The 25,913-nt window shown below is 61.0% G+C and carries 18 protein-coding genes and 1 pseudogene; 3 read left to right on the top strand and 16 right to left on the bottom strand.

The genetic code is table 11. The features are described 5' to 3' along the window. Window positions 1-114: 114 nt before the first annotated feature. From hutH to hutC, 8 genes and pseudogenes are all read right to left on the bottom strand, one after another. Window positions 115-1,638 (bottom strand): histidine ammonia-lyase, encoded by a 1,524-nt coding sequence (hutH, locus tag AC3WKX_RS10230; protein WP_102605842.1) that lies wholly within the window; start codon window positions 1,636-1,638, stop codon window positions 115-117. A gap of 146 nt (window positions 1,639-1,784) precedes the next feature. Further along, the gene (locus AC3WKX_RS10225; RefSeq protein WP_008430269.1) at window positions 1,785-2,609 is read right to left on the bottom strand and encodes a quaternary amine ABC transporter ATP-binding protein; all 825 of its coding nucleotides are present in this window, start codon (window positions 2,607-2,609) and stop codon (window positions 1,785-1,787) included. Then, window positions 2,606-3,457 (bottom strand): ABC transporter permease, encoded by an 852-nt coding sequence (locus tag AC3WKX_RS10220; protein WP_003209260.1) that lies wholly within the window; start codon window positions 3,455-3,457, stop codon window positions 2,606-2,608. The genes AC3WKX_RS10225 and AC3WKX_RS10220 overlap by 4 nt, the downstream gene beginning before the upstream one ends. Before the next feature lie 71 nt (window positions 3,458-3,528). Further along, a pseudogene (locus AC3WKX_RS10215) lies at window positions 3,529-3,676 on the bottom strand (histidine ABC transporter substrate-binding protein); the annotation flags it as partial. Then, window positions 3,663-5,102 carry a purine-cytosine permease family protein gene (locus AC3WKX_RS10210; protein ID WP_087692903.1) on the bottom strand — a complete coding sequence of 480 codons (1,440 nt, stop codon included), beginning with the start codon at window positions 5,100-5,102 and terminating at the stop codon, window positions 3,663-3,665. The gene AC3WKX_RS10210 and the pseudogene AC3WKX_RS10215, both read right to left, overlap by 14 nt. Window positions 5,103-5,244: 142 nt before the next feature. Continuing rightward, a complete protein-coding gene (hutU, locus tag AC3WKX_RS10205; protein ID WP_102370210.1) occupies window positions 5,245-6,915 on the bottom strand; it encodes a urocanate hydratase in 1,671 nt (556 codons plus the stop codon). A 325-nt stretch (window positions 6,916-7,240) separates the two neighbouring features. Beyond that, window positions 7,241-7,801 carry a HutD/Ves family protein gene (locus AC3WKX_RS10200; RefSeq protein WP_003217978.1) on the bottom strand — a complete coding sequence of 187 codons (561 nt, stop codon included), beginning with the start codon at window positions 7,799-7,801 and terminating at the stop codon, window positions 7,241-7,243. Further along, window positions 7,798-8,577, bottom strand: a complete 780-nt coding sequence (gene hutC / locus AC3WKX_RS10195; protein ID WP_173406113.1) for a histidine utilization transcriptional repressor HutC — start codon at window positions 8,575-8,577, stop codon at window positions 7,798-7,800. The genes AC3WKX_RS10200 and hutC overlap by 4 nt, the downstream gene beginning before the upstream one ends. Before the next feature lie 78 nt (window positions 8,578-8,655). On the opposite strand from hutC, the gene AC3WKX_RS10190 reads away from it, so the two are divergent. Next, window positions 8,656-10,020: a formimidoylglutamate deiminase gene (locus AC3WKX_RS10190; protein WP_102604475.1), complete on the top strand. Its 1,365-nt coding sequence runs from the start codon at window positions 8,656-8,658 to the stop codon at window positions 10,018-10,020. Window positions 10,021-10,149: 129 nt separating this feature from the next. On the opposite strand, the gene AC3WKX_RS10185 is transcribed toward AC3WKX_RS10190, so the two are convergent. The 6 genes from AC3WKX_RS10185 to AC3WKX_RS10160 form a co-directional block, all read right to left on the bottom strand. Next, window positions 10,150-10,719 carry a lipocalin family protein gene (locus tag AC3WKX_RS10185; protein WP_003217984.1) on the bottom strand — a complete coding sequence of 190 codons (570 nt, stop codon included), beginning with the start codon at window positions 10,717-10,719 and terminating at the stop codon, window positions 10,150-10,152. Window positions 10,720-10,751: 32 nt separating this feature from the next. Beyond that, a complete protein-coding gene (locus AC3WKX_RS10180) occupies window positions 10,752-11,006 on the bottom strand; it encodes a hypothetical protein (protein ID WP_003217986.1) in 255 nt (84 codons plus the stop codon). A 143-nt stretch (window positions 11,007-11,149) separates the two neighbouring features. Next, window positions 11,150-12,160, bottom strand: a complete 1,011-nt coding sequence (locus tag AC3WKX_RS10175) for a class 1 fructose-bisphosphatase (protein WP_003217989.1) — start codon at window positions 12,158-12,160, stop codon at window positions 11,150-11,152. A gap of 107 nt (window positions 12,161-12,267) precedes the next feature. After that, a complete protein-coding gene (locus AC3WKX_RS10170; RefSeq protein ID WP_087693347.1) occupies window positions 12,268-13,623 on the bottom strand; it encodes a DUF3999 domain-containing protein in 1,356 nt (451 codons plus the stop codon). Further along, entirely contained in the window at window positions 13,623-17,159 is a 3,537-nt protein-coding gene (locus AC3WKX_RS10165) for a DUF2339 domain-containing protein (protein WP_102604474.1), read from the bottom strand. Before AC3WKX_RS10165 ends, AC3WKX_RS10170 begins: the two co-directional genes overlap by 1 nt. A gap of 170 nt (window positions 17,160-17,329) precedes the next feature. Further along, window positions 17,330-19,780 carry a glycogen/starch/alpha-glucan phosphorylase gene (locus AC3WKX_RS10160; RefSeq protein ID WP_003217995.1) on the bottom strand — a complete coding sequence of 817 codons (2,451 nt, stop codon included), beginning with the start codon at window positions 19,778-19,780 and terminating at the stop codon, window positions 17,330-17,332. 235 nt (window positions 19,781-20,015) lie between these two features. On the opposite strand from AC3WKX_RS10160, the gene AC3WKX_RS10155 reads away from it, so the two are divergent. Beyond that, on the top strand, window positions 20,016-20,450 hold the full coding sequence (locus tag AC3WKX_RS10155; protein WP_003217996.1) for a YkgJ family cysteine cluster protein: 435 nt from the start codon (window positions 20,016-20,018) through the stop codon (window positions 20,448-20,450). Between the two features lie 204 nt (window positions 20,451-20,654). On the opposite strand, the gene typA is transcribed toward AC3WKX_RS10155, so the two are convergent. After that, complete coding sequence (gene typA / locus AC3WKX_RS10150) at window positions 20,655-22,475, bottom strand: translational GTPase TypA (RefSeq protein WP_003217997.1); 1,821 nt, start codon at window positions 22,473-22,475, stop codon at window positions 20,655-20,657. Window positions 22,476-22,614: 139 nt separating this feature from the next. Next, entirely contained in the window at window positions 22,615-24,069 is a 1,455-nt protein-coding gene (gene thiI / locus AC3WKX_RS10145) for a tRNA uracil 4-sulfurtransferase ThiI (protein WP_023659343.1), read from the bottom strand. A 333-nt stretch (window positions 24,070-24,402) separates the two neighbouring features. Between thiI and glnA the strand changes: the two genes are divergently transcribed. Further along, window positions 24,403-25,809, top strand: a complete 1,407-nt coding sequence (gene glnA / locus AC3WKX_RS10140; RefSeq protein WP_003217999.1) for a glutamate--ammonia ligase — start codon at window positions 24,403-24,405, stop codon at window positions 25,807-25,809. Window positions 25,810-25,913: the final 104 nt, after the last annotated feature.

Raw genomic sequence — 25,913 nt, 5'->3', positions numbered from 1 at the left:
GCTCCTTTTGAGAGTGTTGTTAACTACCAGTCGCTCCGGATGCTTCCGTTATCCGCCGCTGTGCTCTTTTAGAGGATCAGTCGGCTTGGCACGCTGGTTATTGTTGGGAAAAGGTCAGTGCAAATTCGGTAGCGTGCGTTGCAGTAAATCGGCGTCCTTGAGCAACGCGGCGGTGGCTGCGATGTCTGGCGCCAGCCAGCGGTCCTGGTCGTAGGCCGGGACGTGTTCGCGCAGCAAACGCCAGGCGGCATCGGTGCCGGCGCCGAAGCGTTGCTCCTGGAGGAACTCGAACGCCTGGGCCGCCAGCAAGTACTCGATGGCGAGGATCTGGGTGACGTTTTCCAGCACCGAATACAGCTTCAGCGCGGCGTTGGTGCCCATGCTCAGGTGGTCTTCCTGCAGGCCCGAGGTGACGAAGTTGTCGAGCACCGCCGGTTGCGCCAACTGGCGGTTTTGCCCGCACAGCGAGGCGGCGACGTACTGCACGATCATCATCCCGGAGTTGACCCCGGGGTTGCTCACCAGGAACGCCGGCAAACCACTGACGTGCGGGTTGATCAGACGGTCCAGGCGACGCTCGGCGATGGAGCCGATTTCGGCCATGGCGATGGCCAGCATGTCTGCCGCCAGGGCCACGGACTGCCCGTGGGGATTGGCCTGGGACACCACGCGGTAGCTGTCTGGCGTGCCGAGCACCAGCGGGTTATCGGTGGCACCGTTGAGTTCGGTTTCGATCTGCCGGGTGGCGTGTTCCAGTTGGTCGCGGGCCGCGCCGTGCACCTGGGGAATCGAACGGATGCTCAGGGCGTCCTGGGTACGAATGCCTTTGCTGCTGGCGATCACTTCGCTGCCGTCCAGCAACGCGCGCAGGTTGATGCCCACTTGCTGCATGCCCGGGTGCGGCTTGAGCGCGATGATTTCTTCGTCGAAGGCGTCGATCTGGCCGCGCTGGCCTTCGAAGCTCATGGCACCGATCACATCGGCCCATTGCAGCAGGCGGTGCGCATCGGCCAGGGCCAGGCTGCTGAGGCCGGTCATGCACGGCGTGCCGTTGACCAGGCACAGCCCGTCCTTGGCGCCGAGCACTACGGGCTGCAAACCTTCTTCAGCCAGCGCCTGTTGTGCGGGAACGATACGGCCCCGATAGCTGACGTCGCCGACGCCGAGCAAGGCGACGCCAATGTGCGCCATGTGGGTCAGGTAACCCACGGACCCCTGGGACGGCACTTGCGGCGTGATGCCATGGTTGAGCAGCCCCAGCAGCGAATGCACCACCTGCGGATGCAAGCCGGATTTGCCGTAGCTGTAGTTAATGATCGCCGCGCAAATGATCGCGCGGGTTTGCTCCACACTCAGTGGCGCACCGACGCCGCAGGCATGGCTGAGCAAGGTATTGCGCGACAGCCGGCTCAGTTGTTCGTCCTTGAGCGACACGTTGCACAAGGCGCCCAGGCCGGTGTTGATGCCGTAGGCGCGCTCGCCGCTGGTGACGATGCGCTGGACGATGGCCTGTGCATTGTCGATGCGAGCCCAGGCCTGGCCCGAGAGTTCGAGGATCGCACCGTGGCGAGCCACGGCGACCACGTCCTGCCAACGCATCGGGGCGTCGGCGATGATGATTTTTTCAGCCTGGGACATCGTTGACCTCTTCATGAAATTCGCAATTGTTGTGCAGCTTCACTGGCCTCATCGCAAGCGAGCCAGCTTCCACAGGGGAAACGCATTCCAAATGTGGGAGCTGGCTTGCCTGCGATAGCCTCAGCCAACCCACCACAAATATCGGATCAAACCACCGCCACCCGCCGCTGGACAAACCGGTTCACGTACTCATCCGCCGGTGAATGCAAAATCTCGCGGGGCGTACCGACCTGGATCAGCTTGCCGTCCTTGAGGATCGCAATGCGGTTGCCGATGCGCACCGCCTCATCGAGGTCGTGGGTAATGAACACGATCGTCTTGTGCAGGGTCTTTTGCAGCTCCAATAACTGGTCTTGCATCTCGGCACGGATAAGCGGGTCGAGCGCACTGAACGCCTCGTCCATCAGGATGATGTCGGTGTCGGCCGCCAGCGCCCGGGCCAGGCCTACACGCTGACGCATGCCGCCGGAAAGTTGATGCGGGTATTTGTTTTCATAGCCCTTGAGGCCCACGGTTTCGATCCAGTGCAGCGCACGCTCGGCGCACACTTGCCTGGTTTCGCCACGCACTTTCAGGCCGTAGGCAACGTTGTCCAGCACACTCTTGTGAGGCAGCAGGCCAAAGCTCTGGAACACCATGCTGATCTTGTGCCGGCGGAATTGGCGCAAGGCTTCCATGTCCAGTTGCAGGATGTCTTCACCGTCCACCAGGATCGCACCGCTGGTAGGGTCGATCAGCCGGTTGAAGTGACGCACCAGGGTCGACTTGCCGGAACCCGACAGCCCCATGATCACGAAGATTTCACCGGTGTCGACGCTCAGGGACAGGTCGTTCACACCCACCACGCAACCAGTCTCGGCCAGCACCTCGTCCTTGGTCTTGCCCTGGCCAATCAACGCCAGTGCATCCTTGGAGCGGTTGCCGAAAATCTTGAATACGTTTTTGACTTCAATTTTGCTGACAGTAGTCATTTGCTCGCCTCATGCCGTGGACGACCATAGGCTTGCGTAATGCGGTCGATGACCACGGCAAGAATCACGATCGCCAGACCGGCTTCAAGGCCGCGTCCAACGTTGAGGGTCTGGATGCCCACCAGTACATCTTCACCCAGGCCACGGGCGCCGATCATCGAAGCGATCACCACCATCGACAGGGCCATCATGGTGGTCTGGTTGATCCCGGCCATGATGCTCGGCAGGGCCAGCGGCAGTTGCACGCCGAACAGTTGCTGCCAGCGGTTGGCACCGAAGGCGTTGATCGCTTCCATGACTTCACCGTCCACCTGGCGAATGCCCAGGTCGGTGAGACGAATCAGCGGCGGTGCGGCGTAGATCACCGTGGCGAAAATCGCCGGGACCTTGCCCAGGCCGAACAGCATCAACACCGGGATCAGGTACACGAAGCTGGGCATGGTCTGCATGATGTCCAGCAGCGGCATCAGCACCGAACGCAGGCGGTTGCTGCGGGCCGACAGAATCCCCAGGGGAATGCCGATCAGCACCGAGATCACCGTGGCCACCATCATCAGCGCCAGGGTTTGCATCAGCTTGTCCCACAGCCCGACCGCGCCCACCAGAAACAGCAGGCCGACGATCACGACGGTGGTGAACCACTTGCGAGTGGCATGCCAGGCAATACCGCCGACAATCAGCAACATCAACCACCAGGGCGCTGCGCGCAGCAAACCTTCCAGGTTAACGATGGCCCACAGCAACGTATCGGAGATGTGCCGGAACACATCGCCGTAGTTGGTCACCAGCGCATCGACCCAACTGTTGACCCAGTCGGCGATGGAAAACGTAAAACTCTCAGGAAACATAGTGTGCTCTCGATCCAGTGGATTGTGGCCGGACGCCCGGTTGCCTGTGGCGGCAACCGGAAACGCTCAACCTACAAGGCCGCGTCGATTTTCTTGGCTGCGTTGTCGCTCACCATGCGTGCCAGAGTTCAGGATGTCCCTTGAGGAAAGTTTTCGCCAGTTTTGCTGTTTCAATTCGCTGTTTGTCATGCGTACCGGGTTCTGGTTAAGCAGGTTGAGCAGCGGCGCCCTGCACATCGGGCAGCACGAGGCGCTCAGGAATCGGGCTGTGCCATTTTTTCGCAGCCCAGTAGTACAACGCCGCCGGCACCACCAGCCCGATGATCCACGAGATATCGGTGTCGCCCAGGCTCGCGACCAGTGGGCCGGTGTAGAAATGCGTCGAGATGAACGGCATCTGAATCAGCACGCCGAACACGTAGATGCTGATGCCCATCAGGTTCCAGCGACCGTAGCGACCGTTGGGGTTGGACAGGGCCGGGATGTCATAGCGCTCTTTGGTGATGCAGTAGAAGTCCACCAGGTTGATCGCACTCCAGGGCGTGAAAAACGCCAGCAGGAACAGGATGAACGCGGAGAAATCCTTGAGGAACGAGTCCTTGCCCAGCAACGCCAGCGCGGCGGCAATCGACACCATCACGAAGATGTACAACAGCCGCGTGCCACTGCCGATATGCCGGCTGCCACGGAAACCACTGATGATTGTCGCGATCGACATGAAGCTGCCGTAGGCGTTGAGGGTGGTGACGGTGACCTTGCCGAAGGCGATGCTGAAATACAGCAGCGCCGCGACGATCCCGGTGCCGCCCAGGCCGACGATAAACGACACTTCGTGGTGAGCGAATTGCGAGCCTGCCAGGGCTGCCGCAAACACACCGAACACCATCGAAGCCTGCGCGCCGATCACCGAACCGAGGCCCACGGCCCAGAAGGTTTTCGAGGCCTGCGTGCTGCGCGGCAAGTAGCGCGAGTAGTCCGCCACATACGGGCCGAACGCAATCTGCCAGGACGCCGAGAGGGAAATCGCCAGCAGGAAACTGCTGAGGGAAAAATGCTTGTTGCCCAGCAACGCACCGATGTCGTTACCGGCCAGCAGCCTGTAGAACAAGTACACGAAGGCAACCACCCCCAGCACGCTGGCGATGCGACCGATGCCGTGGATCACCCGGTAGCCGAAGATCGTGAATACCATGATCAGCCCCGCGAACAATACGATGCCGACCCAGTCTTCAACGTGAAGCAACTGCGCCACCGCCTGCCCCGCCAGCAATGAGCCGCTGGCGGAAAAACCGATGTACATCAGGCACACCAGCACCAGGGGAATCACCGCGCCATACACGCCGAACTGCACGCGGCTGGAGATCATCTGCGGCAAGCCCAGTTGCGGGCCTTGCGCCGCATGCAACGCCATGACGCCACCGCCCAGCAGTTGACCGATCAACAGACCGATCAACGACCAGAACACATCACCGCCCAGCACCACGGCCAGGGCCCCGGTGACGATCGCAGTGATTTGCAGGTTGGCACCCAACCACAGGGTGAACTGACTCAATAGACGGCCGTGTCTTTCCGCTTCCGGGATGTAGTCGATCGAACGCCTTTCGATCAACGGGGTGGTGCTTGCACGAGCGTCTTTTACTGCCATTTATGTTCAACCTCTGATGGATTGTTTTTGGGTGAAACGCAGATCACATGTGGGAGCGGGCTTGCTCGCGAAAGCGATGGGTCAGCTAACGACTTCAGTGACTGATACACCGCATTCGCGAGCAAGCCCGCTCCCACATTAGTTATTTGATCATCGGGAGATTGAGGCCCTGCTCTTTGGCGCAGTCGATGGCGATCTGGTAGCCCGCATCCGCATGACGCATCACGCCGGTCGCCGGGTCGTTGTGCAGCACGCGCGCGATACGCTCGGCGGCTTCGTCGGTACCGTCGCAGACAATCACCATGCCCGAGTGCTGGGAGAAGCCCATGCCGACGCCGCCGCCGTGGTGCAACGAAACCCAGGTCGCGCCGCTGGCGGTGTTGAGCAAGGCGTTGAGCAGTGGCCAGTCGGACACGGCGTCGGAGCCGTCCTGCATCGATTCGGTTTCACGGTTGGGGCTGGCCACCGAGCCGGAGTCCAGGTGGTCGCGGCCGATCACGATGGGTGCCGACAGCTCGCCGCTGCGCACCATTTCGTTGAATGCCAGGCCGAGCTTGGCGCGCTGGCCCAGGCCAACCCAGCAGATACGCGCCGGCAGGCCCTGGAAGCTGATGCGCTCGCGGGCCATGTCCAGCCAGTTGTGCAGGTGCGCGTCGTCCGGGATCAGCTCTTTGACTTTGGCGTCGGTCTTGTAGATGTCTTGCGGGTCGCCCGACAGCGCAGCCCAACGGAACGGGCCGATGCCACGGCAGAACAGCGGACGGATGTAGGCCGGGACGAAACCCGGGAAGTCGAAGGCGTTTTCCACGCCCACTTCTTGCGCCATCTGACGGATGTTGTTGCCGTAGTCGAACGTCGGGATGCCTTGTTTCTGGAACTCGAGCATGGCCTTGACGTGCACGGCCATCGACTGCTTGGCGGCCTTGATCACTTCGGCCGGTTCGGTCTTGGCGCGGGCGCGGTATTCGTCCCAGGTCCAGCCGGCGGGCAGGTAGCCGTTGAGCGGGTCGTGGGCGCTGGTCTGGTCGGTGACCATGTCCGGGCGCACGCCACGCTTGACCAGTTCCGGAAGGATTTCAGCGGCGTTGCCCAGCAACGCGATGGAGATCGCCTGGCCGGCCTTGGTGTATTTGTCGATGCGCGCCAGGGCGTCGTCGAGGTCGGTGGCTTGTTCGTCGACGTAGCGGCTGCTCAGGCGGAAGTCGATGCTGACCTGCTGGCATTCGATGTTCAGCGAGCAGGCACCGGCCAGGGTCGCGGCCAGTGGCTGGGCGCCGCCCATGCCGCCGAGGCCGGCGGTCAGGACCCAACGGCCCTTGAGGTCATCGTTGTAGTGCTGGCGACCGGCTTCGACGAAGGTTTCGTAGGTGCCCTGCACGATGCCCTGGCTGCCGATGTAGATCCAGCTGCCGGCGGTCATCTGGCCGTACATGGCCAGGCCCTTGGCATCCAGTTCGTTGAAATGCTCCCAGCTCGCCCAGTGCGGTACCAGGTTGGAGTTGGCGATCAGCACGCGCGGGGCGTTGCTGTGGGTCTTGAACACGCCGACGGGTTTGCCGGATTGCACCAGCAGGGTTTCGTCGTCGTTGAGGTTGGTCAGGCTTTCGACGATCTTGTCGTAGCATTCCCAGTTACGTGCCGCACGGCCGATACCGCCGTACACCACCAGTTCTTTCGGATTTTCGGCAACCTGCGGGTCGAGATTGTTCATCAACATGCGCAGCGGCGCTTCAGTCAGCCAGCTTTTGGCGGTCAGCGTGTTGCCGCGTGCGGCACGGATTTCAACGTCACGGTATTGGGTAGGCTTGGTCACAAAAAAATCCTCAACGATCAATGCGCGAACATTGATGGGTGCGAAGAGGATGTTCATGGACTCTTACGCACACATCTTTACTTGTACATACAAGCATATGCAATCAAGCGGCCAACTTTGCGCGCAAGGTTTGAAGATTTTTCCGGGACGAGGGTGGAAGCCTTGGAAAACAAGGCTTCGCAGCATGATGAATTTTCTTACGGGGGATTTTTACAGTGCGGGAGACTTGTCATCGAGGCAGGGCTTTGCGCCATGCTGGGGCGTTCGGTAACAAGTTGGTGCGGGAAGAGGGAAACAAAATGTGGGGGAAGAAACCCCCACCTGTTCAGGCGGCGGCAGTCAATTCGATAACGCAGCAACGGCCAGTCACGCTGACGTCCAGCAGGCCGGTGTTACCGTCCAGTTGCAGGCAGTCGTGACGGTTCAGCCGCTCACCGAGCACCTTCACTTCATCGGCCACGCTGAACACCAGCACGGTGTGCGCGGCACTGAAGAAACGCTGCGTGCCGTCCATCCATTGCAACCGCGCTTGATAGCGCTGCGGCGAATAGATGAGGTTGAAATCGCGGATCGGCCCGCCGATCAAGCGGCAGGACACCTGGCTGTCACCCTTGAACGGGAATGGCTGCAGCGGTAACAACCCGAGTTGTTCCTCGCCATCCACCGTCAGCACCATGCCCGAGCCTTGCAGCACGGTGATAATGCGCTGGTACCCGGCAAAGGTGGAGAACCCGCCCGACTCGGCGATATCGGCAATCGACAGGCGCCAGCCGAAACCGTCCAGGCCCTCCCCCGCGTCACGGGTGATTTCTTCAGTGCTGCCGCCACCGTTTTTCCACGGCATGCGAATGTAATCGGTAGCGCGCCAGACTTTCATCGAACTCATTTACTGAAACGTCCTTCCAGGCTATGACGGGAACCGGGGTGGATCAAACGTGCGGCCGTGACCGGTTGGCGGCCAGACCAGGTGCGGCGGCGAATCAGCAGGCACGGCTCGCTGGTTTCGATTTGCAGCAGCTTGCATTCGTCGGCGTCGGCCAGGATCGCCTCGACCACGTGCTCGCCTTCGGTCAGCGGCGCCACCTGGTTGAGGTAGGCATAGGGCGTTTGCTGGGTGAAATCCTGCTGCAGGTATTCCGGTGCTACCAGGGCGTTGACGAAACGGTCTTCGATTTGCACCGGAATGTCGTTTTCGTAGTGCACGATCAACGAGTGGAACACCCGCCCGCCTTCGCGCATTTCCAGCGCGACGGCGCGCTCGGAACCGGCGGCTTCTTCCCCGAGGGTAATGACCTTGCACGTATGGCGATGACCGCGGGAGGCGATCTCATCGGCAATGTTGTGCACTTCAAACAGCGCCGACTGGCTCTTGGGCTCGGCGACAAAGGTGCCCACACCTTGCATGCGTACCAGCAGGCCTTCGGCAGTCAACTCGCGCAGGGCGCGGTTGATGGTCATGCGGCTGAAGCCCAACTGGTTGACCAGTTCGCTCTCCGAAGGCACGCGATAATGCGGCGGCCAGTTGCCGTTGAGAATCTGCTGGCTGATCATCTGTTTGACGCGGGCATACAAGGGCGCCGGACTTTCGTCCATGTGGGCAGCCAGTGGAGACTTGGCGGGCGGAGTCGACACAGGAAATCCTTGTAGGTGAAAAAGAAGCATAGCTTGCCGGAGTTTACCGAGCAGGCAAACGTCTGTATATGTATATACAAATAAACACACGACTGGGGTGCCTGAATCATGTCCGCTTTCTTTGCCGAACGCGCGCTGCTGCCTAATGGATGGGCCAACGATGTACGTCTTGAAGTCAGCGCCGATGGCCTGCTGACCAAGGTTGAGCCCAACGCCAGTGCAGACGGTGCCGAACGGCTCAGGGGCCCCGTGCTGGCGGGCATGCCGAACCTGCATTCCCACGCATTCCAGCGCGCGATGGCCGGGCTGGCGGAAGTGGCCGGCAACCCGAATGACAGTTTCTGGACCTGGCGCGACCTGATGTATCGGATGGTCGGCAAAATCCGCCCCGACCAGTTGCAGGTCATCGCGCGCCAGTTGTATATCGAAATGCTCAAGGCCGGCTACACCTCGGTGGCCGAATTTCACTACGTGCACCACGACGTCAGCGGCCAGCCCTATGCCGACCCTGCGGAGCTGTCGCGGCAAATCAGCCAGGCGGCCGCCAGCAGCGGTATCGGCCTGACGTTGTTGCCGGTGCTCTACAGCCACTCCGGTTTCGGCGGCCAGGCACCCAATGAAGGCCAGCGCCGCTTTATCAACAGCACCGAAAATTACCTGAGCCAGCAATCACGCCTGCAACCGATTCTGGCCGCGCAACCGGCACAACGGCTGGGCCTGTGTTTCCACTCGCTGCGCGCCGTCACACCGCAACAGATCAGCGAAGTGCTGGCCGCCAGCGACAAGGCGTGCCCGGTGCATATCCACATCGCCGAGCAGCAGAAGGAAGTCGACGACTGCCTAGCCTGGAGCGGCCAGCGCCCGCTGCAATGGTTGTATGACCATGTTGAAGTGGATCAGCGCTGGTGCCTGGTGCACGCCACCCACGCCAATCCGGAAGAAGTGACGGTGATGGCCAGGAGCCGGGCGATTGCCGGGTTGTGCCTGACCACTGAAGCCAACCTGGGCGACGGGATTTTCCCGGCGGTGGACTTCCTGGCCCAGGGCGGGCGCATGGGGATTGGTTCCGACAGCCATGTATCACTGAGCGTGGTGGAAGAATTGCGCTGGCTGGAATATGGGCAGCGGCTGCGGGACCAGCGGCGCAACCGGCTGTATCGCAGCGATCAGCCGATGGTTGGGCGTACGCTGTTCGATGCCGCGCTGGACGGCGGTGCCGAAGCGTTGGGGCAGCCGATTGGGCGCCTGGAAGTTGGCAAGCGTGCGGACTGGCTGGTGCTGGACGGCAACGATCCGTACCTGGCGACAGCGAACGAAGACGGGATCCTCAATCGCTGGTTGTTTGCCGGTGGTGATCGCCAGGTGCGCGACGTGCTGGTCAACGGGAAGTGGGTGGTGCGCGACGGGCATCACGCCGCCGAAGAAGACAGCAGCCGGGCGTTTACCCAGGTCTTGCGGGATTTGCTGGGCTGACAGACGACACATAACAAATGTGGGAGCGGGCTTGCTCGCGAAAGCAGTGGATCAGTCAATACATGTGGTGACTGTCACACCGCCTTCGCGAGCAAGCCCGCTCCCACATTGGATTGGCGCTGTTTCGTATTACTGCGAGGTCTTCGCCATCTGCTTGTCCGACGTACGCCAGATCAAACGCGTGGTGTCATACCCCTGCTGCCGCGCCCTGCTCAGGAGGTCTTCGCGGGTGTCGGCGCTGACCGTCGGCGTGCGCGACAGCAACCACATGTAGCGCCGGCTCGGGCTGCCGACAATGGCGGTCTTGTAGTCATCGCTGACGTACAGCACCCAGTAATCGCCCTTGGCCACGCCCGGCAACAGCGAGGTGAACCAGTTATTGAATTCGACCCACAGTTTGTCGGTCTTGCCGGCGACCTGCGGCGTTGCGGTGCCCTTGGCTTCCTGCCACTTCCACTCTGGGGTCAGGCAGCGGTTGAACACCGACATGTTGCCATCGGGCAACAGCGTGTAGCGGGCTTCGGACTGCGCACAATTGCGCTGGAAGTACATCGGCAAACGGGCCAACTCATACCAGGTGCCCTGGTAACGCTTGAGGTTGACGCTGCCAACAGTCTTGGGTTGCAGATCATCGCCAGAATGGCTGGCGCAGCCCGCCAAAAACAGGCTGGCGCAGAGGTATAGAACGAAACGCATCATGTTGTTTTTCTCCCGCAGGCTTTCGCCCCGGTTTACTTCAGGCCTTGCCCGGAAAAAATCAGTACTTTGTCACCGGCATATTGCACGCTGATAAAGCTGTTTTTATCGCCCCAGGTGCAACTGGACATACCCAGCGCGCCAGAACAATCAGTCGGCTTGCCCAACAACGACTCCACCTCGGCCTTTGGCATGCCGGCCGACAGTTTTGCGTAATTTTCTTGAGTGACCTTGCTGCAAGCGGCCAGAAGCACGCAAAACGACAACAGGGCGAGACGGCGTAACGACATGGAAAAACTCCTGGAGAGACGAAGCAGCTTGGGGGTCTGCCAGAAGCTTAGAAGGGAAAAGAGGTGTCTGGTTCCCGACGAGCGAAAACAAAAAAGCCCCGAAAACGCTGAAACGTTTCGGGGCTTTTGCTTACCGCAAGGACTTACGCCTTGTGGTAGCCGGTCACACGCTCAACTTCTTCCTTCGAACCCAGGAACACCGCCACGCGCTGGTGCAGGCCTTCAGGCTGGATGTCGAGGATGCGCTGGTGGCCGTCGGTGGACGCACCGCCCGCCTGCTCAACCAGGAACGACATCGGGTTGGCTTCGTACATCAGGCGCAGCTTGCCTGGCTTGGACGGCTCGCGGCTGTCGCGTGGGTACATGAACAGGCCACCACGGGTCAGGATGCGGTGCACGTCGGCAACCATCGCAGCCACCCAGCGCATGTTGAAGTTCTTCTTCAACGGGCCTTCCTCGCCGGCCATCAACTCACCCACATAGCGGGTAACCGGCTCTTCCCAGTGACGCTGGTTGGACATGTTGATTGCAAATTCCTGGGTGGACGCAGGAATGGTGATGTCTTCGTGGGTGAGCACGAAGCTGCCCATTTCGCGGTCCAGGGTGAAGCCCTTGACGCCGTCGCCCAGGGTCAGCACCAGCATGGTCTGTGGGCCGTAGATCGCGTAACCGGCAGCTACCTGCTCGGTGCCCGGCTGCAGGAAGGCCTTTTCGTTCAGGGCTTCGTTCTGGCTCAGGTATTCGTTCGGGCAACGCAGTACCGAGAAGATGGTGCCGACTGGCGCGTTGATGTCGATGTTCGACGAACCGTCCAGTGGGTCGAATACCAGCAGGTACGCGCCTTTCGGGTATTTGCCCGGGATCTGGTAGGCATTGTCCATTTCTTCGGACGCCATGCCGGCCAGGTGACCGCCCCACTCGTTGGCTTCGAGCAGGATTTCGTTGGAGATCACGTCAAGCTTCTTCTGCACTTCGCCTTGTACGTTTTCAGTGCCCATGCTGCCCAGGACACCACCCAGCGCGCCTTTGGACACGGCGTGGCTGATTTCCTTGCAAGCACGCGCCACCACTTCGATAAGGAAGCGCAGATCGGCAGGCGTGTTGTTGCTGCGGGTCTGCTCGATCAAATAGCGACTCAGGGTAACGCGGGACATGGAAGGCTCCGGAAAGTGGGGGCTAAAAACCCGCGCAGTTTAACGCGAGTCGGGGCGTATTTCCTCCTATCAGAGGATTTAAACCCAATAGAGTTCATGGACTTTATTTAACGTGCCACCGGCGGCTTGCGCAGCAAACTGTAGGCCATGGCGCCCAGCGCCGCCACACCGAGCAGCAGCACGGCCCAAAGACCGAGCTTTTTCCAGTTCGGCCCGGCATCAACCGGGGCCGCGACCGCAGGCGATGTCACCACCGCCTCGCCCGCCACCTTGGCCTGCCCAAGCCCCGCGAGACGTTCGGCGCTGTAGTCCGGAATCAGGGTCGACAGCGGCAAGTTCGCGCCTTTCACCGACGGATTGCCGAGCACAAGGGTGAACGGTGGCTCGCCCCGCGCCAGGAACACCAACTGCGTGGCCCGCACCGCAAAGCTCAAGGTCGGCGCCTCCACGCCCAGGCCTCCCCCACGCTCGTCCACGTCGAGCTTGAGCTGCGCAACAGCCTGGCCCGGCAACTGCAGTTCGTTCTGTAAAACGTCCTGGCCATTTTGTGTCAACCGGTAGAGCAAACCGCTGCTCATGGGTTGCCAGGCCTGATTAGTTTCCCGGCGGCCCGACAAGGTGACCGGCGCCAGGCTGTTGGGTTGGCTCAAGTCGATTCGCAAGCGTTCGACGTTCAGTGCGTTGGGCAACTGCCAGCTGTATTCCCCGGCCTTGAGCCGGCTGCCCGACAACGGCTGCGACCACACCAGCGGCAACGGCAGGCTGTGGGCGCTGACACTCTCCAACTGCGCCGACGTCAGCGCCGGTGCCGCCTGGCCTTTCCACAGCAGACGCAGATACCGCGCCGACTGCCCCGGCAAACTCACTTCATGCTGCTCGACGCGCTCATCGGCAAACGACAACCGCGCCACCTGCCCTTCGCCCCAGGCGCGCCAGTGCTGCAAGTCGTCGCTGGCTTCGATGCTGAAACGCTGGAAGCCGTCGCGCTCGCTCGTCCAGTCGAGGATCAGTTGCTGCAACGGGGCCTTGATCGCACTCGCATCGAGCAGCCAGCCGCGCAGCACTTCTTCGCCGGCCTCCAGTTGGCTCGGCGGCTGCACTTGCACCAGCGTGCCGGTGGACGTGGATTGCACACGCACGCTGGGCACGGCTTCGGAGGAGTCAGCCGCAGCGTACAACGGGAACCACTTCACGTTGGACAGGCTGCGGCTTTCGGTGCTTTGCGCCGACTGCCGCGCCAGTGCGTAAGCCTGGGGCTCGCCAGCGGCGTTGAACACCCGCACATCACCCAGGTCGGCCTGGCGGGCGCTCAATTGCACCGCCAGCGGCAGTTCCAGGCGGTACCACGGGCCTTCGCCACTGACCGTCAGCGGCACACGCGTGGTGAAATCGGCGGGCGTCTCCTGGGCCCAGGCCGATAACGTCGTGCACAACCCCAACAGCGCCACACTCAGCTTGCCCATCAAGAGGCCACTCCTTCAGTTTCAACCACCGGCTCGGAGCGCTTGGGGGGCAGCGGGGCGAAATAGCCCACCACCAGCAACAGCCCGCCCACACCGATAAACGATACGATCCGCGCCAGCCCGCCACGGTTGCTCAATTCGACGAAGAACAATTTGGCCACCACCACGGCAATCAATGCCGCACCGATCAGCCACACCTCACGCCGATGACGCAGATGGCCGCCGATCATCAGGCTCAGGGCAATCAGGGTCCACACTATCGACAGCCCGGCCTGCACCAGCATCGACTCCAGCAACGCATCCAGATGGAACGGCACGCCACCCCAGTGATGAGCCGTGCGCATCACCAGCGCAGTGAAGAAGGCGAACAACGAGACACCGGAGACCGCCTGGGCGACCAGTTCGGCGCGCGGCCCGCGTTGCGGTGCGGCACTGCGGGACCACAGGTACACACCCAGCAGCGCGAATAGCAATCCAATATCCAGCGGGTTGAGCAGCGGCACATACGGCAGCGGCTCGGCGGTGCCGTCGCTGAAGATATTCGCCAGCCAGAACCAGCCGAGCATCAACACCGCCAGCGGCAACGCGGCATACAACCGGTACTCGCGCGGGTACGCCGACACCGGCCACGGCCAACTGCGTGGCGCGGCGGCCAGCACCAGGTATAGGCTCGGCAGGATCGCCCAGCCCAGCCAGCGCCAGGCGTTGTATTCCTCGGACAGCAGCAACAGGCCGTAGCGCAGCTCCAGCGCCAGCACGCCGATCAGCAGCCAGCAACCAAGCACATGCGCGGCGCTCAGGGCTTTCTCCGGAATGACCGAAGCCAGGCGTCGCAGCGACACGAAGTGCACCGCAAACACCGCTGCCCATGCCAGCCAGGCGAAGTTCGCCGCCGGGTGATAACGCGAGCCCCACGCGCCCAGCAACACCACGCCCGCCGCCGGCATCAACAGCGTGCACAGCAAGCCCAGCGACGCCCATTGCAGCCTCAGGGCCAATACCGCCCAGATCGCCACACTCACCGCCGCTACCGCCAACAGCCAGGTGCCTTGCAGCATCGATGGTGCAAACCGCAGCACTTCGCTGACCAACGCCAGCGTCCACCAACCCGCACCCCACGCCAGCAGCACGTCGGACAGCCGCTGCAAACTCAACGCCTCGAACACCGGCGCGTGAGGTCGACGCTGCAAGCGCCAGGCACCGACCAGCGCCGCCAGCCCGAGCACCATTGGCGTCCAGAAACCGCTATGGCCCAAAGGACGCAAACCCTCGCTGGTCAGCGGCCCGAGCAGGTCCGGCACCGCGATCAGGAACGAAGCGCCGCCGATCACTTGCAGCAACAACCCGAAGACAAAACTGACGCGCTGTTGCAGGTACAGGCTCAGCCAGATGATCAACAAACCACTGGCCGCCCACACGCCGCTGGCGGTCTCCCACGGCAGCACAAACAGCACCGCCAGGTTGATCAGCACCAACCCGGCGAGCAACACCACCGACAGGCCACGCAACAACCGCACATCGCTGCGCACCAGGGTGTCCCGCGCGGCCAGCAGCATGCCGCCGATCAATGCCAGGCCAATCAGCGATGCGGTGAGCAAGCCGCTCCAGCCCGCACTGAACACCGCGCCTGAATCAGCACCCGCTTGCAGGCGCAGCAGGAACAGCGCGCCACCCAGCAGTTGCACGGCAAACGCGGTGAAGAGGAACGTACGCGAGCCGATGCGCAGGCCCACCAGCAAGGTCGCAAGACCGGCAAGCGCCCAACTGATGGCCGTGCCTTGGGTCCACAGCAGCAACGGTGCGAGCAGGTACAAGAAGCCCAGGCCGACGCAGGCCAATACCGGCAAACCTCGACGCTCCCACTGCGCCGCGTGCTCCACCGGCGCCTTGCGCAATTGGTCGAAACTGAACAGCAAGGCCGCCCCCAGCAACAACGCACCCAAGGGTGCACCGTCCAGCAGGCTGGTCTCGCCAATCCGCAATTCGCTGAGGAACGCCAGCGCCGAACCGACTTGCAACAGCAAGCCAAACGCCCGTGCCAAAGGCCGCTGCTGACGCAGGCCGAGCCAGAAAATCCCGGCGCCTTCCACGGCCCAGGCCGCCGCGGTCCAGCGTGCGTCGAGGCCCAACGGAATCGCCAGGCTGGCGAAGATCACACCCAGCGCCAGGCAGGTTTCCGCCAGCAGCAAGGCGCGCCCGCCACTCAGCAAACGAGCCAGGCCCATATAGATAATGCCCAGGGCCAGCGCGCTGAACGCAGCGGCAAATTCCAGGTGCTGCACCAGCGCAAACTGCAAACCGAAGCCCACCAGCGGCGGACCGAACAGCATGCTGCCGTCGACATAATCGCCCTTGGCCGCCGACCAGCGCAGCAACGCGCCACGGCTGTCATCGTCCGGCGCGTCGCGCATCTCCAGCAACTTGCGCCGGGCGAACAACAGGCCGATGCCCAGGTACATCAGGAAAAATAGAATCAGGAACGGCTCGGTGCTCCACAGCAGCTCCGGTGTATAGGAGCGCATGCCCCAGGCGAAGCCGATGCCGAAGGTGCCGACAAAACCGATCAAATTGAGCAGGCGCCAGGCCTTGAACCAGGCGATGGCGAGAATGCCTGCGTTGAGCAGGGCGAAATAGCTGAACAGCGCCACATGGTTGCCGGCGCCGGTGGACGTGAGGATCGGTGCCGCAAAACCGCCGAGGGCGGCGGCGCAGGCCAGGCCGAGGGCGTCCTGGGTAATCGCCAGGATCGCCGAGAAAACGGTGACCGCCACCAGCAAGCCGAGTGCCGCGCCGGGGTCGAGCAGCGGGTGCAGGCGCATCGCGGCGAACACCGTGAGGTACAACACCGCAATGCCGGTGCCCTGCAGCATCAACCCGTAATTACTGTTGCGCAGCCGCAGCCACCAACCCAGGCCCAGCAGTGTCAATGCGCAACCGGCGACACCTGCGTAACGCAACTCGATTGGCACCACCATGCCTTCAGTGGCATAGCGCAGCAGGAAAGCCAGGCCGAGGAACAACAACACCACGCCGACCCGCAGCACGGTGTTGCCACCGAACAGCCAGTTGCGGGCACCGCTGATTGCGCGCTCGATAAAGTTGGGGCCGCGAGGCACCGCAGGCGCGGCAGGTTGTTCAGGGATTTTCGCGCTCGGTTCGGCCCGCCACACATCAGCCGGCAATGGCTGGCTGGGTTCGGCCACCACACTTGAGTAGGCAGGTTCCAGTTCGGCGGGTAATTCCCAGACGAGTTCAGGCGGCGCCGCTACCGGCAGCGGCTCTTCGACAAACACAGGTCCGGGGGTTTCAACGGCGGCAGGCCTTTCCAGCAAGGCCAGGCGTTGCTCGACCACTTTCAGGGCGTTGCGGGCAGACTCCAGCTGACGGCCTTGTTCCTCCGTACGCGAGGCGAGCATCGACAGGCGAATCGCCTGGCCAATGCCCAAACCGAGCAGCGCTCCAATGCCCGCATCACTGAACGACTCATCGAGCGTCCAGCCGAGCACCAGGCCAATCAGCATGAAAATCCATTGCATGGTCGATATCCCTAAGCAGCCCGAAGCGGGCAAAGGCGATGCTCAGTATATCGACACGGACCCCATGTGGGAGCGGGCTTGCTCGCGAAGGCGGTGGATCAGTCACAAATTTGTCGACTGACGCTGCGCTTTCGCGAGCAAGCCCGCTCCCACATTTTTTATTGCAGTGTCTAATCCAACGCTTTCCAGATTTCCGTCGCGTATTCGCGGATGGTCCGGTCCGACGAGAACCAGCCCATGCGCGCGGTATTGAGCACCGCCGAACGCCACCATTCCTTGGAGTCGTGCCAATGGGCCTCGACCCGCGCCTGGGCATCCCAGTAGGAATCGAAGTCGGCACAGACCAGGAAGCGGTCGTAGTCGATCAGCGAATCCACCAACCCGGCATAACGGCCCGGATCATCCGGTGAGAACACCCCACCACGAATCGCTTGCAGCACATCATTCAAGCGATGGGACGCGGCGATCTCTGGCCCGGCGTTGAATTCGCCCGCGTGTTTGCGCGCTTCCACCTGCTGGGCGCTGAGGCCGAAGATGAACATGTGGTCGGCACCCACGCGCTCGTGCATCTCGACGTTGGCGCCGTCCATGGTGCCGATGGTCAGCGCGCCGTTGAGGCCGAATTTCATGTTGCTGGTGCCCGAGGCTTCAAAGCCGGCGGTGGAAATCTGCTCCGACAAGTCGGCCGCCGGAATGATGCTTTCCGCCAGGCTGACGTTGTAGTTGGGCAGGAATACCACCTTGAGCAACCCGCGCACGGTGGGGTCGTTGTTGACGGTACGGGCGATGTCGTTGGTCAGCTTGATGATCAGCTTGGCCTGGTGATAGCTGGCCGCGGCCTTGCCGGCGAAGATCTTCACCCGCGGCACCCAGTCGGTGCCCGGCTCGGCCCGGATCGCCTGGTACAGCGCGACGGTGTGCATCAGGTTCAGCAGCTGGCGCTTGTACTCGTGGATCCGCTTGACCTGCACATCGAACATCGCCGCCGGGTTGACCGAAATCCCCAGGCGCTCGTGAATGATGTCGGCCAGTGCCCGCTTACTGTGCAGCCGCTGTTCGGCGAAGGCCTTGCGAAAGGCTTGCTTCTCGGCAAACGGTTCCAGGTCTGCCAGGCGCTGTTCGGGGTTATCCAGCACGTCCGGGCCCAGTGCCTCCACCAGCATCGCCGTGAGCTTGGGGTTGGCCTGGTACAGCCAGCGGCGGAAGGTAATGCCGTTGGTTTTGTTGTTGATGCGGTCCGGGTAGAGCTTGTGCAGTTCGGAGAACACCGTGCTGCGCATCAGTTGCGTGTGCAGGCCGGATACGCCGTTGACACTGTGGGAGCCGAGGAACGCCAGGTTGCCCATGCGTACGCGGCGACCGTTGTCTTCTTCGATCAGCGAGACGGCACGCAGCACGTCGAAGTCATGGATGCCCTTGGCCCGCAGCGAGTCGATATGCTGGGCGTTGATCAGGTAGATGATCTGCATGTGCCGCGGCAGCATGCGCTCCATCAGGCCGACCGGCCAGGTTTCCAACGCCTCGGGGAGCAAGGTGTGGTTGGTGTACGAAAGGGTTTCGACGGTGACGTCCCAGGCGGCATCCCACGGGATGTCGTGCAGGTCCACCAACTGACGCATCAACTCGGCCACCGCGATCGAGGGGTGAGTGTCGTTGAGCTGGATGGCCGCATGCTCGCCCAGGCTCAATACCGAGCCGTGCATGTTCTTGTGGCGACGCAGCAGATCCTGCAACGAGGCGGAGACGAAGAAGTACTCCTGGCGCAGGCGCAGCTCCTGCCCTGCTTCGGTGCTGTCGGCCGGGTAAAGCACTCGGGAGATGCTTTCGGCGCGGGCCACTTCGGCGACGGCGCCCAGGTGGTCACCGGCGTTGAAGCGCTCCAGGTGCAGGTCTTCGACGGCCCGGGCGCGCCACAGGCGCAGGGTGTTGACGCTGGCGCCGCGCCAGCCGACGACCGGGGTGTCATACGCCACCGCGCGTACGGTTTCATTCGGCGACCAGACCTGGATCGACTTGCCGGACGCATCCAGCACGGTTTCCACACCACCGCCAAAGCCGATCGGGTAGATCACTTCGGCGCGCTCGAACTCCCAGGGGTTGCCGAAATCCAGCCAGCGTTCGGTTTGCTCCTGCTGCCAGCCATCGACAATCGCCTGGCGAAACAGCCCGTGCTCATACCGAATGCCATAGCCATGGCCGGCGATGCCCAGGGTCGACATGCTTTCCATGAAGCAGGCCGCCAGGCGGCCAAGGCCACCGTTGCCCAGGGCCGCGTCGGGCTCCAGCAGGCGAATGCGCTCCATGTCCACACCCAACTCGCTCATGGCCTCACGGGCCACGTCCAGCAAGCCAAGGTTGCTCAGGCTGTCGTAGAGCAGACGGCCGATCAGGAATTCCAGCGAGAGGTAATAGACCCGCTTCTGTCCCTTGCGGTAGATGTGCCGCGTGTGGTCCATCCAGTGGTCGACCATGTGGTCGCGGGCGGCCAGTGCGATGGCTTCAAACCAATCGTGGTCGAAGGCGTGATCGGGGTCCTTGCCCACCGCATAGGTAAGTTTGGTCAAGACGGCATCGCGAAATGCGGCTACCTCTGCTTCTCGTACAAGCGGTTCCTGAGACATCGATGCGACCTCGGGCGAGATAGAAGGAGTTGCTAGAGCCTAGACGGTCTGACAGACGGTAGACGCTCTGGTTCGGCAGTTTTTTAACTCATTCACCTTTGCGGGAATTTGATGCAGGGGCCGTGCCCGTTTGTGGCCCGGCACAGCCTTCGAGCTGAAAGCTGGAAGATATTGTTCAAAAAACCACCAGTTCCGGTATGATCCCGCGCCGGATAACACCCCTCTTGGAAACCTGATGAAGCCTCAACTGATCGCCGCCGCGGAACTCGACCGTCTCGAGACCTGGCAGAAATACTCAAGCCATATGTGTGGCGGCTGTGTGTCGAGCTGCTGCACCCTGCCGGTTGAGGTGAAGATCAAGGACCTGATCCGCATCGGCATCGTCGATGAGTTCGAGCGTGGCGACCCGCCGAAGAACATCGCCAAGCGCTTGCAGAAGGAAGGCATCGTCGAGCGCTTCAACGCCAAATCCGAGATCTTCACCCTGCAGCGCATGAGCAACAACGATTGCCTGTACCTGGATCGTAAGAGCCGCTTCTGCACTATTTATGACAAGCGCCCGGATACTTGCCGCAATCACCCGAAAATCGGGCCGCGCCCGGGGTATTGCGCGTACAAGCCGAAGGAAGTGGTGCGCGAGACCAGGTTCAAGACCCTCGACAAGTTCTGATCCAGATTTTTTATTGCTTGAACTACCGCTTTCGCGGGCAAGCCCGCTCCCACACTTGACCTCATTCATCCTGAAAAAACGCGGTCGAATGTGGGAGCGGGCTTGCTCGCGAAGGGGCCCGCACAGTCACTACAGATATTGCAGGCATAAAAAAACGCCCCCGGCCTTTCGACCGGGGGCGTTTTTCATTCAGCCTGAGTTAACTCAGTTCTTGGCTTTCTTGGCAGCGCGGGTACGCTCGCCTTCGTCCAGGATCTTCTTACGCAGGCGGATCGACTTAGGCGTAACTTCGCACAGCTCATCGTCCTGGATGAATTCCAGAGCCTGTTCCAGGGTGAAGCGAACAGGTGGAACCAGAGCGATGGTTTCGTCTTTACCCGAAGCACGCATGTTGTCGAGCTTCTTGCCTTTGGTTGGGTTGACGCCCATGTCGTTGTCACGGCTGTTCAGGCCAACGATCTGACCGTTGTAGATCTCTTGACCGTGTTCAACGAACAGCTTGCCACGCGCCTGGAGGGTTTCCAGGGAGTAGGTCAGCGCCTTGCCGGTTTCTACCGATACCAGAACACCGTTCTGACGGCCGGACATGTCGCCGGACTTCATGGTGTCGTAGCGATCGAAGATCGAGGTCAGGATGCCAGCACCGTTGGTCAGGGTCAGGAACTGGTTACGGAAACCGATCAGACCACGAGCAGGGATGTTGTATTCCAGACGCACACGGCCTTTGCCATCCGGCACCATGTTGGTCAGGTCGCCCTTACGCAGGCCCATCTCTTCCATGACCTTGCCCTGGGATTCTTCAGGGGTGTCGATGGTGACGTTTTCAAACGGTTCCTGCTTCACGCCGTCAACCTGACGGATGATCACTTCAGGACGACCAACGCCCATTTCGAAGCCTTCGCGACGCATGGTTTCGATCAGTACCGAGAGGTGCAGCTCACCACGGCCGGAAACCTTGAACTTGTCAGCCGAGTCGCCTTCTTCAACGCGCAGAGCAACGTTGTACAGCAGCTCTTTGTCCAGACGTTCCTTGATGTTACGGGAAGTCACGAACTTGCCTTCTTTACCGCAGAAAGGCGAGTCGTTTACCTGGAAGGTCATGGAAACGGTTGGCTCGTCAACGGTCAGAGGCTTCATCGCCTCGACGTTGTCCGGCTGGCACAGGGTGTCGGAGATGAACAGCGAGTCCATACCGCTCACACACACGATGTCACCGGCAAACGCTTCTTCAACGTCGATGCGGTGCAGGCCGTGGTGACCCATCAGCTTCAGGATACGACCGTTGCGCTTCTTGCCGTCGGCGCCGATGGCGACCACCGGAGTGTTCGGCTTGACGCTACCACGAGCGATACGGCCAACACCGATAACACCCAGGAAGCTGTTGTAGTCCAGTGCCGAGATTTGCATCTGGAACGGGCCTTCACGGTCAACTTTCGGAGCCGGTACGTTGTCGACGATCGACTGGTACAGCGGGGTCATGTCTTCAGCCATGTCGGTGTGTTCCAGACCGGCAATGCCGTTCAGGGCCGAGGCGTAGACGACTTTGAAGTCCAGCTGTTCTTCGGTGGCACCCAGGTTGTCGAACAGGTCGAAGATCTGGTCCAGAACCCAGTCCGGACGCGCGCCTGGACGGTCAACCTTGTTGATGCACACGATCGGACGCAGGCCGGCTTCGAAAGCCTTCTTGGTCACGAAACGGGTTTGCGGCATAGGGCCGTCTTGAGCGTCAACCAGCAGCAGAACGGAGTCAACCATCGACATTACGCGTTCAACTTCGCCGCCGAAGTCGGCGTGGCCCGGGGTATCCACGATGTTGATGTGGTAGCCGTTCCAGTTGATGGCGGTGTTTTTCGCCAGAATGGTAATACCGCGCTCTTTCTCCTGGTCGTTGGAGTCCATCACGCGCTCGTCGTTGAGCTCGTTGCGCTCCAGGGTGCCGGATTGACGCAAGAGTTTGTCTACCAGGGTGGTCTTACCATGGTCAACGTGAGCAATGATGGCGATGTTGCGTAGATTTTCGATCACTTGTGTATCTCGATCAGAGGATTCGGTGTGCTGACAGGTCGTGGCAGCGATTAACAGTAGAGTCAGGCCTTGCCGTTACAGCTTGACGGCAGAGTCGGGGGGCCGGTGACGCAGGCCACAGGCAAACAGCCCCGGGCTCTTAGCTCGGTCGATAAACGCGCACATTGGCATGCCCCTCACTGAGCAAATGGTGGGCATGCAGGCGACTCATCACGCCTTTGTCGCAATACAACAGGTACTGACGGCTGTCATCCAGTTCCTTGAAACGCGCATTCAATGCATAGAACGGCAGCGTTTGTACGTCGATGCCAGCAATTTCCAGCGGCTCGTCTTCAGCGGCATCCGGGTGACGGATGTCGATGATGATCTGACCGGCCAGAGCCTCGCTGACTTCTTCGATCTGCAAATCCTGGCCCAATTCGTCGATAACCCGATCGATCGGCACCAGCTTGGCGTTCTCAAGCGCACGCTCGAGCACCGCCATATCGAACTGTTGTTCTTCGTACTCCACGCGGTTGCGCTTGGCGTGGGTCTTGGGGTTCACCGAGATGACCCCGCAATATTCCGGCATGTGCTTGGCGAAATCCGCCGTGCCGATCTGGGTCGCCAGGTCGATGATGTCTTGCTTGTGACTGGCGATCAGCGGGCGCAGTACCAGCTTCTCGGTCACAGAGTCGATCAACGACAGGTTCGGCAGGGTCTGGCTGGACACCTGGGAAATCGCTTCACCGGTGACCAGTGCGTCGATTTCCAGCCGATCCGCGATTCGGGACGCAGCGCGTAACATCATACGCTTCAATACTACGCCCATATGACTGTTATCGACTTTCCCGAGAATTTCTCCCAGGACTTCCTCGAACGGTACGCTGACAAACAGCACCCGTTGCGAGCTGCCGTACTTCTTCCAGATGTAATGCGCGACTTCCATCACGCCCAATTCGTGTGCACGCCCGCCCAGGTTGAAGAAGCAGAAGTGGCTCATCAGCCCGCGGCGCATGATCTGGTAGGCCGCGACAGTGGAATCGAAACCGCCGGACATCAATACCAGGGTCTGTTCCAGGGCACCCAGCGGGTAGCCGCCGATGCTGTCGTGCTGGCTGTGGATCACAAACAACCGTTGGTCGCGAATTTCCATCCGCACTTCAATTTGCGGCTCTTTCAGGGAAATTCCGGCAGCGCCGCACTCGCGACGCAGCTTGCTGCCCACATATTTCTCGACATCCATGGAGCTGAACGGGTGCTTGCCGGCGCGTTTGCAACGCACTGAAAACACCTTGCCTGCCAGCACATCGCCGTAGTGCTGCTTGCACTTTTCGGTGATGTCGTCGAAGTCGCCCAGCGGGTACTCGTCGACCTGCAGGAAATGCGCGATGCCCGGCACGCAGCTCAGGCGCTCGGTCATGTCCTTCAGGGCCTTGGGGTCTGTGAGGCGGGTTTCCAGCTCGAGATTGTCCCACACACCATTCACCACCACAGCCGGGTCCAGATCGCGGAGCACGGCACGGATGTTCTTGGCCAATTGACGGATGAAACGCATCCGTACCGGTCGGCTCTTGATGGTGATCTCGGGGAAGACTTTAACGATTAATTTCATGAAAACAGCGCGCGCAGGCCCAGCCGAAAAAGGGGGGCGCGGATTATAGCGGAAATCGCTCAAGGTTTAACCAGTTAATATGCAACTGACCTTTCGCGCACCAAAACGGGTCATAAACCAAAATAAGCGCTACATTGCGGTGCGCAATTTCTTCCGTTTCAGCGGATTGCACCTTTATAGGGGCGTTTTTGTGGCAAAAAACCCATGTCGGGGCACTGGCATGCAATTTGCTCTCTTGTGAGGCAGGTTGCCTTGGTCGAGTATTCGCGCCGCCATCACCCACATTCTAAGGGCTACTCCACTACCCCAGCCCGAAGCCACCCGGAGGACACTATGTCGAAGTCGGTTCAACTCATCAAAGATCATGACGTCAAATGGATTGATCTGCGCTTCACGGACACAAAAGGCACTCAGCACCACGTGACCATGCCGGCTCGCGACGCGCTGGATGACGCCTTCTTCGAAGAAGGCAAAATGTTCGACGGTTCCTCCATTGCCGGCTGGAAAGGCATCGAAGCTTCCGACATGATCCTGATGCCGGACGACAGCACTGCCGTACTCGACCCGTTCACCGAAGACCCAACCTTGATCATCGTCTGCGACGTGATCGAGCCTTCGACCATGCAGGGCTACGACCGTGACCCACGTGCGATCGCCAAGCGTGCCGAGGAATACCTGAAGTCGACCGGTATCGGCGACACCGTATTCGTAGGCCCGGAACCAGAATTCTTCATCTTTGATTCGGTCAAGTTCAAGTCCGACATCTCTGGCTCCATGTTCAAGATCTTCTCCGAACAAGGTTCGTGGATGTCCGACCAGGACGTGGAAGGCGGCAACAAAGGCCACCGTCCAGGTATCAAAGGCGGCTACTTCCCGGTTCCTCCGTTCGACCACGACCACGAAATCCGTACCTCCATGTGCAACGCCATGGAAGAGATGGGCCTGGTCATCGAAGTTCACCACCACGAAGTGGCGACTGCCGGCCAGAACGAAATCGGCGTGAAGTTCAACACCCTGGTTGCCAAGGCTGACGAAGTTCAGACCCTGAAGTACTGCGTACACAACGTGGCTGATGCCTACGGCCGTACCGCTACCTTCATGCCTAAGCCTCTGTACGGCGATAACGGTTCGGGTATGCACGTTCACCTGTCCATCGCCAAAGAAGGCAAGAACACCTTCGCTGGCGAAGGTTATGCCGGCCTGTCCGACACTGCCCTGTACTTCATCGGCGGTATCATCAAGCACGGTAAGGCCCTGAACGGCTTCACCAACCCATCGACCAACTCCTACAAGCGTCTGGTCCCAGGTTTCGAAGCTCCGGTAATGCTGGCCTACTCGGCTCGCAACCGTTCCGCTTCGATCCGTATTCCTTACGTGTCCAGCCCTCGCGCTCGCCGTATCGAAGCCCGTTTCCCGGATCCGGCAGCCAACCCGTACCTGGCCTTCGCTGCCCTGGTCATGGCCGGCCTGGACGGTATCCAGAACAAGATCCACCCTGGCGACGCCGCCGACAAAAACTTGTACGACCTGCCGCCTGAAGAGGCCAAAGAGATCCCACAAGTATGCGGCAGCCTGAAAGAAGCCCTGGAAGAGCTGGACAAGGGCCGTGCGTTCCTGACCAAAGGCGGCGTGTTCAGCGACGACTTTATCGATGCCTACATCGCCCTGAAAAGCGAAGAAGAAATCAAGGTCCGCACCTTCGTACACCCACTGGAATACGAGCTGTACTACAGCTGCTGATCCGGTAGCGCTGCGTAACGCGGCGTGATGAAAAAGGCCTCCTTTGGGAGGTCTTTTTTTTGCCCGCAAAACCCTGTGGGAGCCGGCTTGCCCGCGAAAAATTC

The sequence above is a fragment of the Pseudomonas sp. GP01-A4 genome (assembly GCF_058780865.1).
The sequence above is the reverse complement of the archived record's forward strand: the minus strand, read 5'-3'. Positions and strand labels throughout refer to the sequence as shown.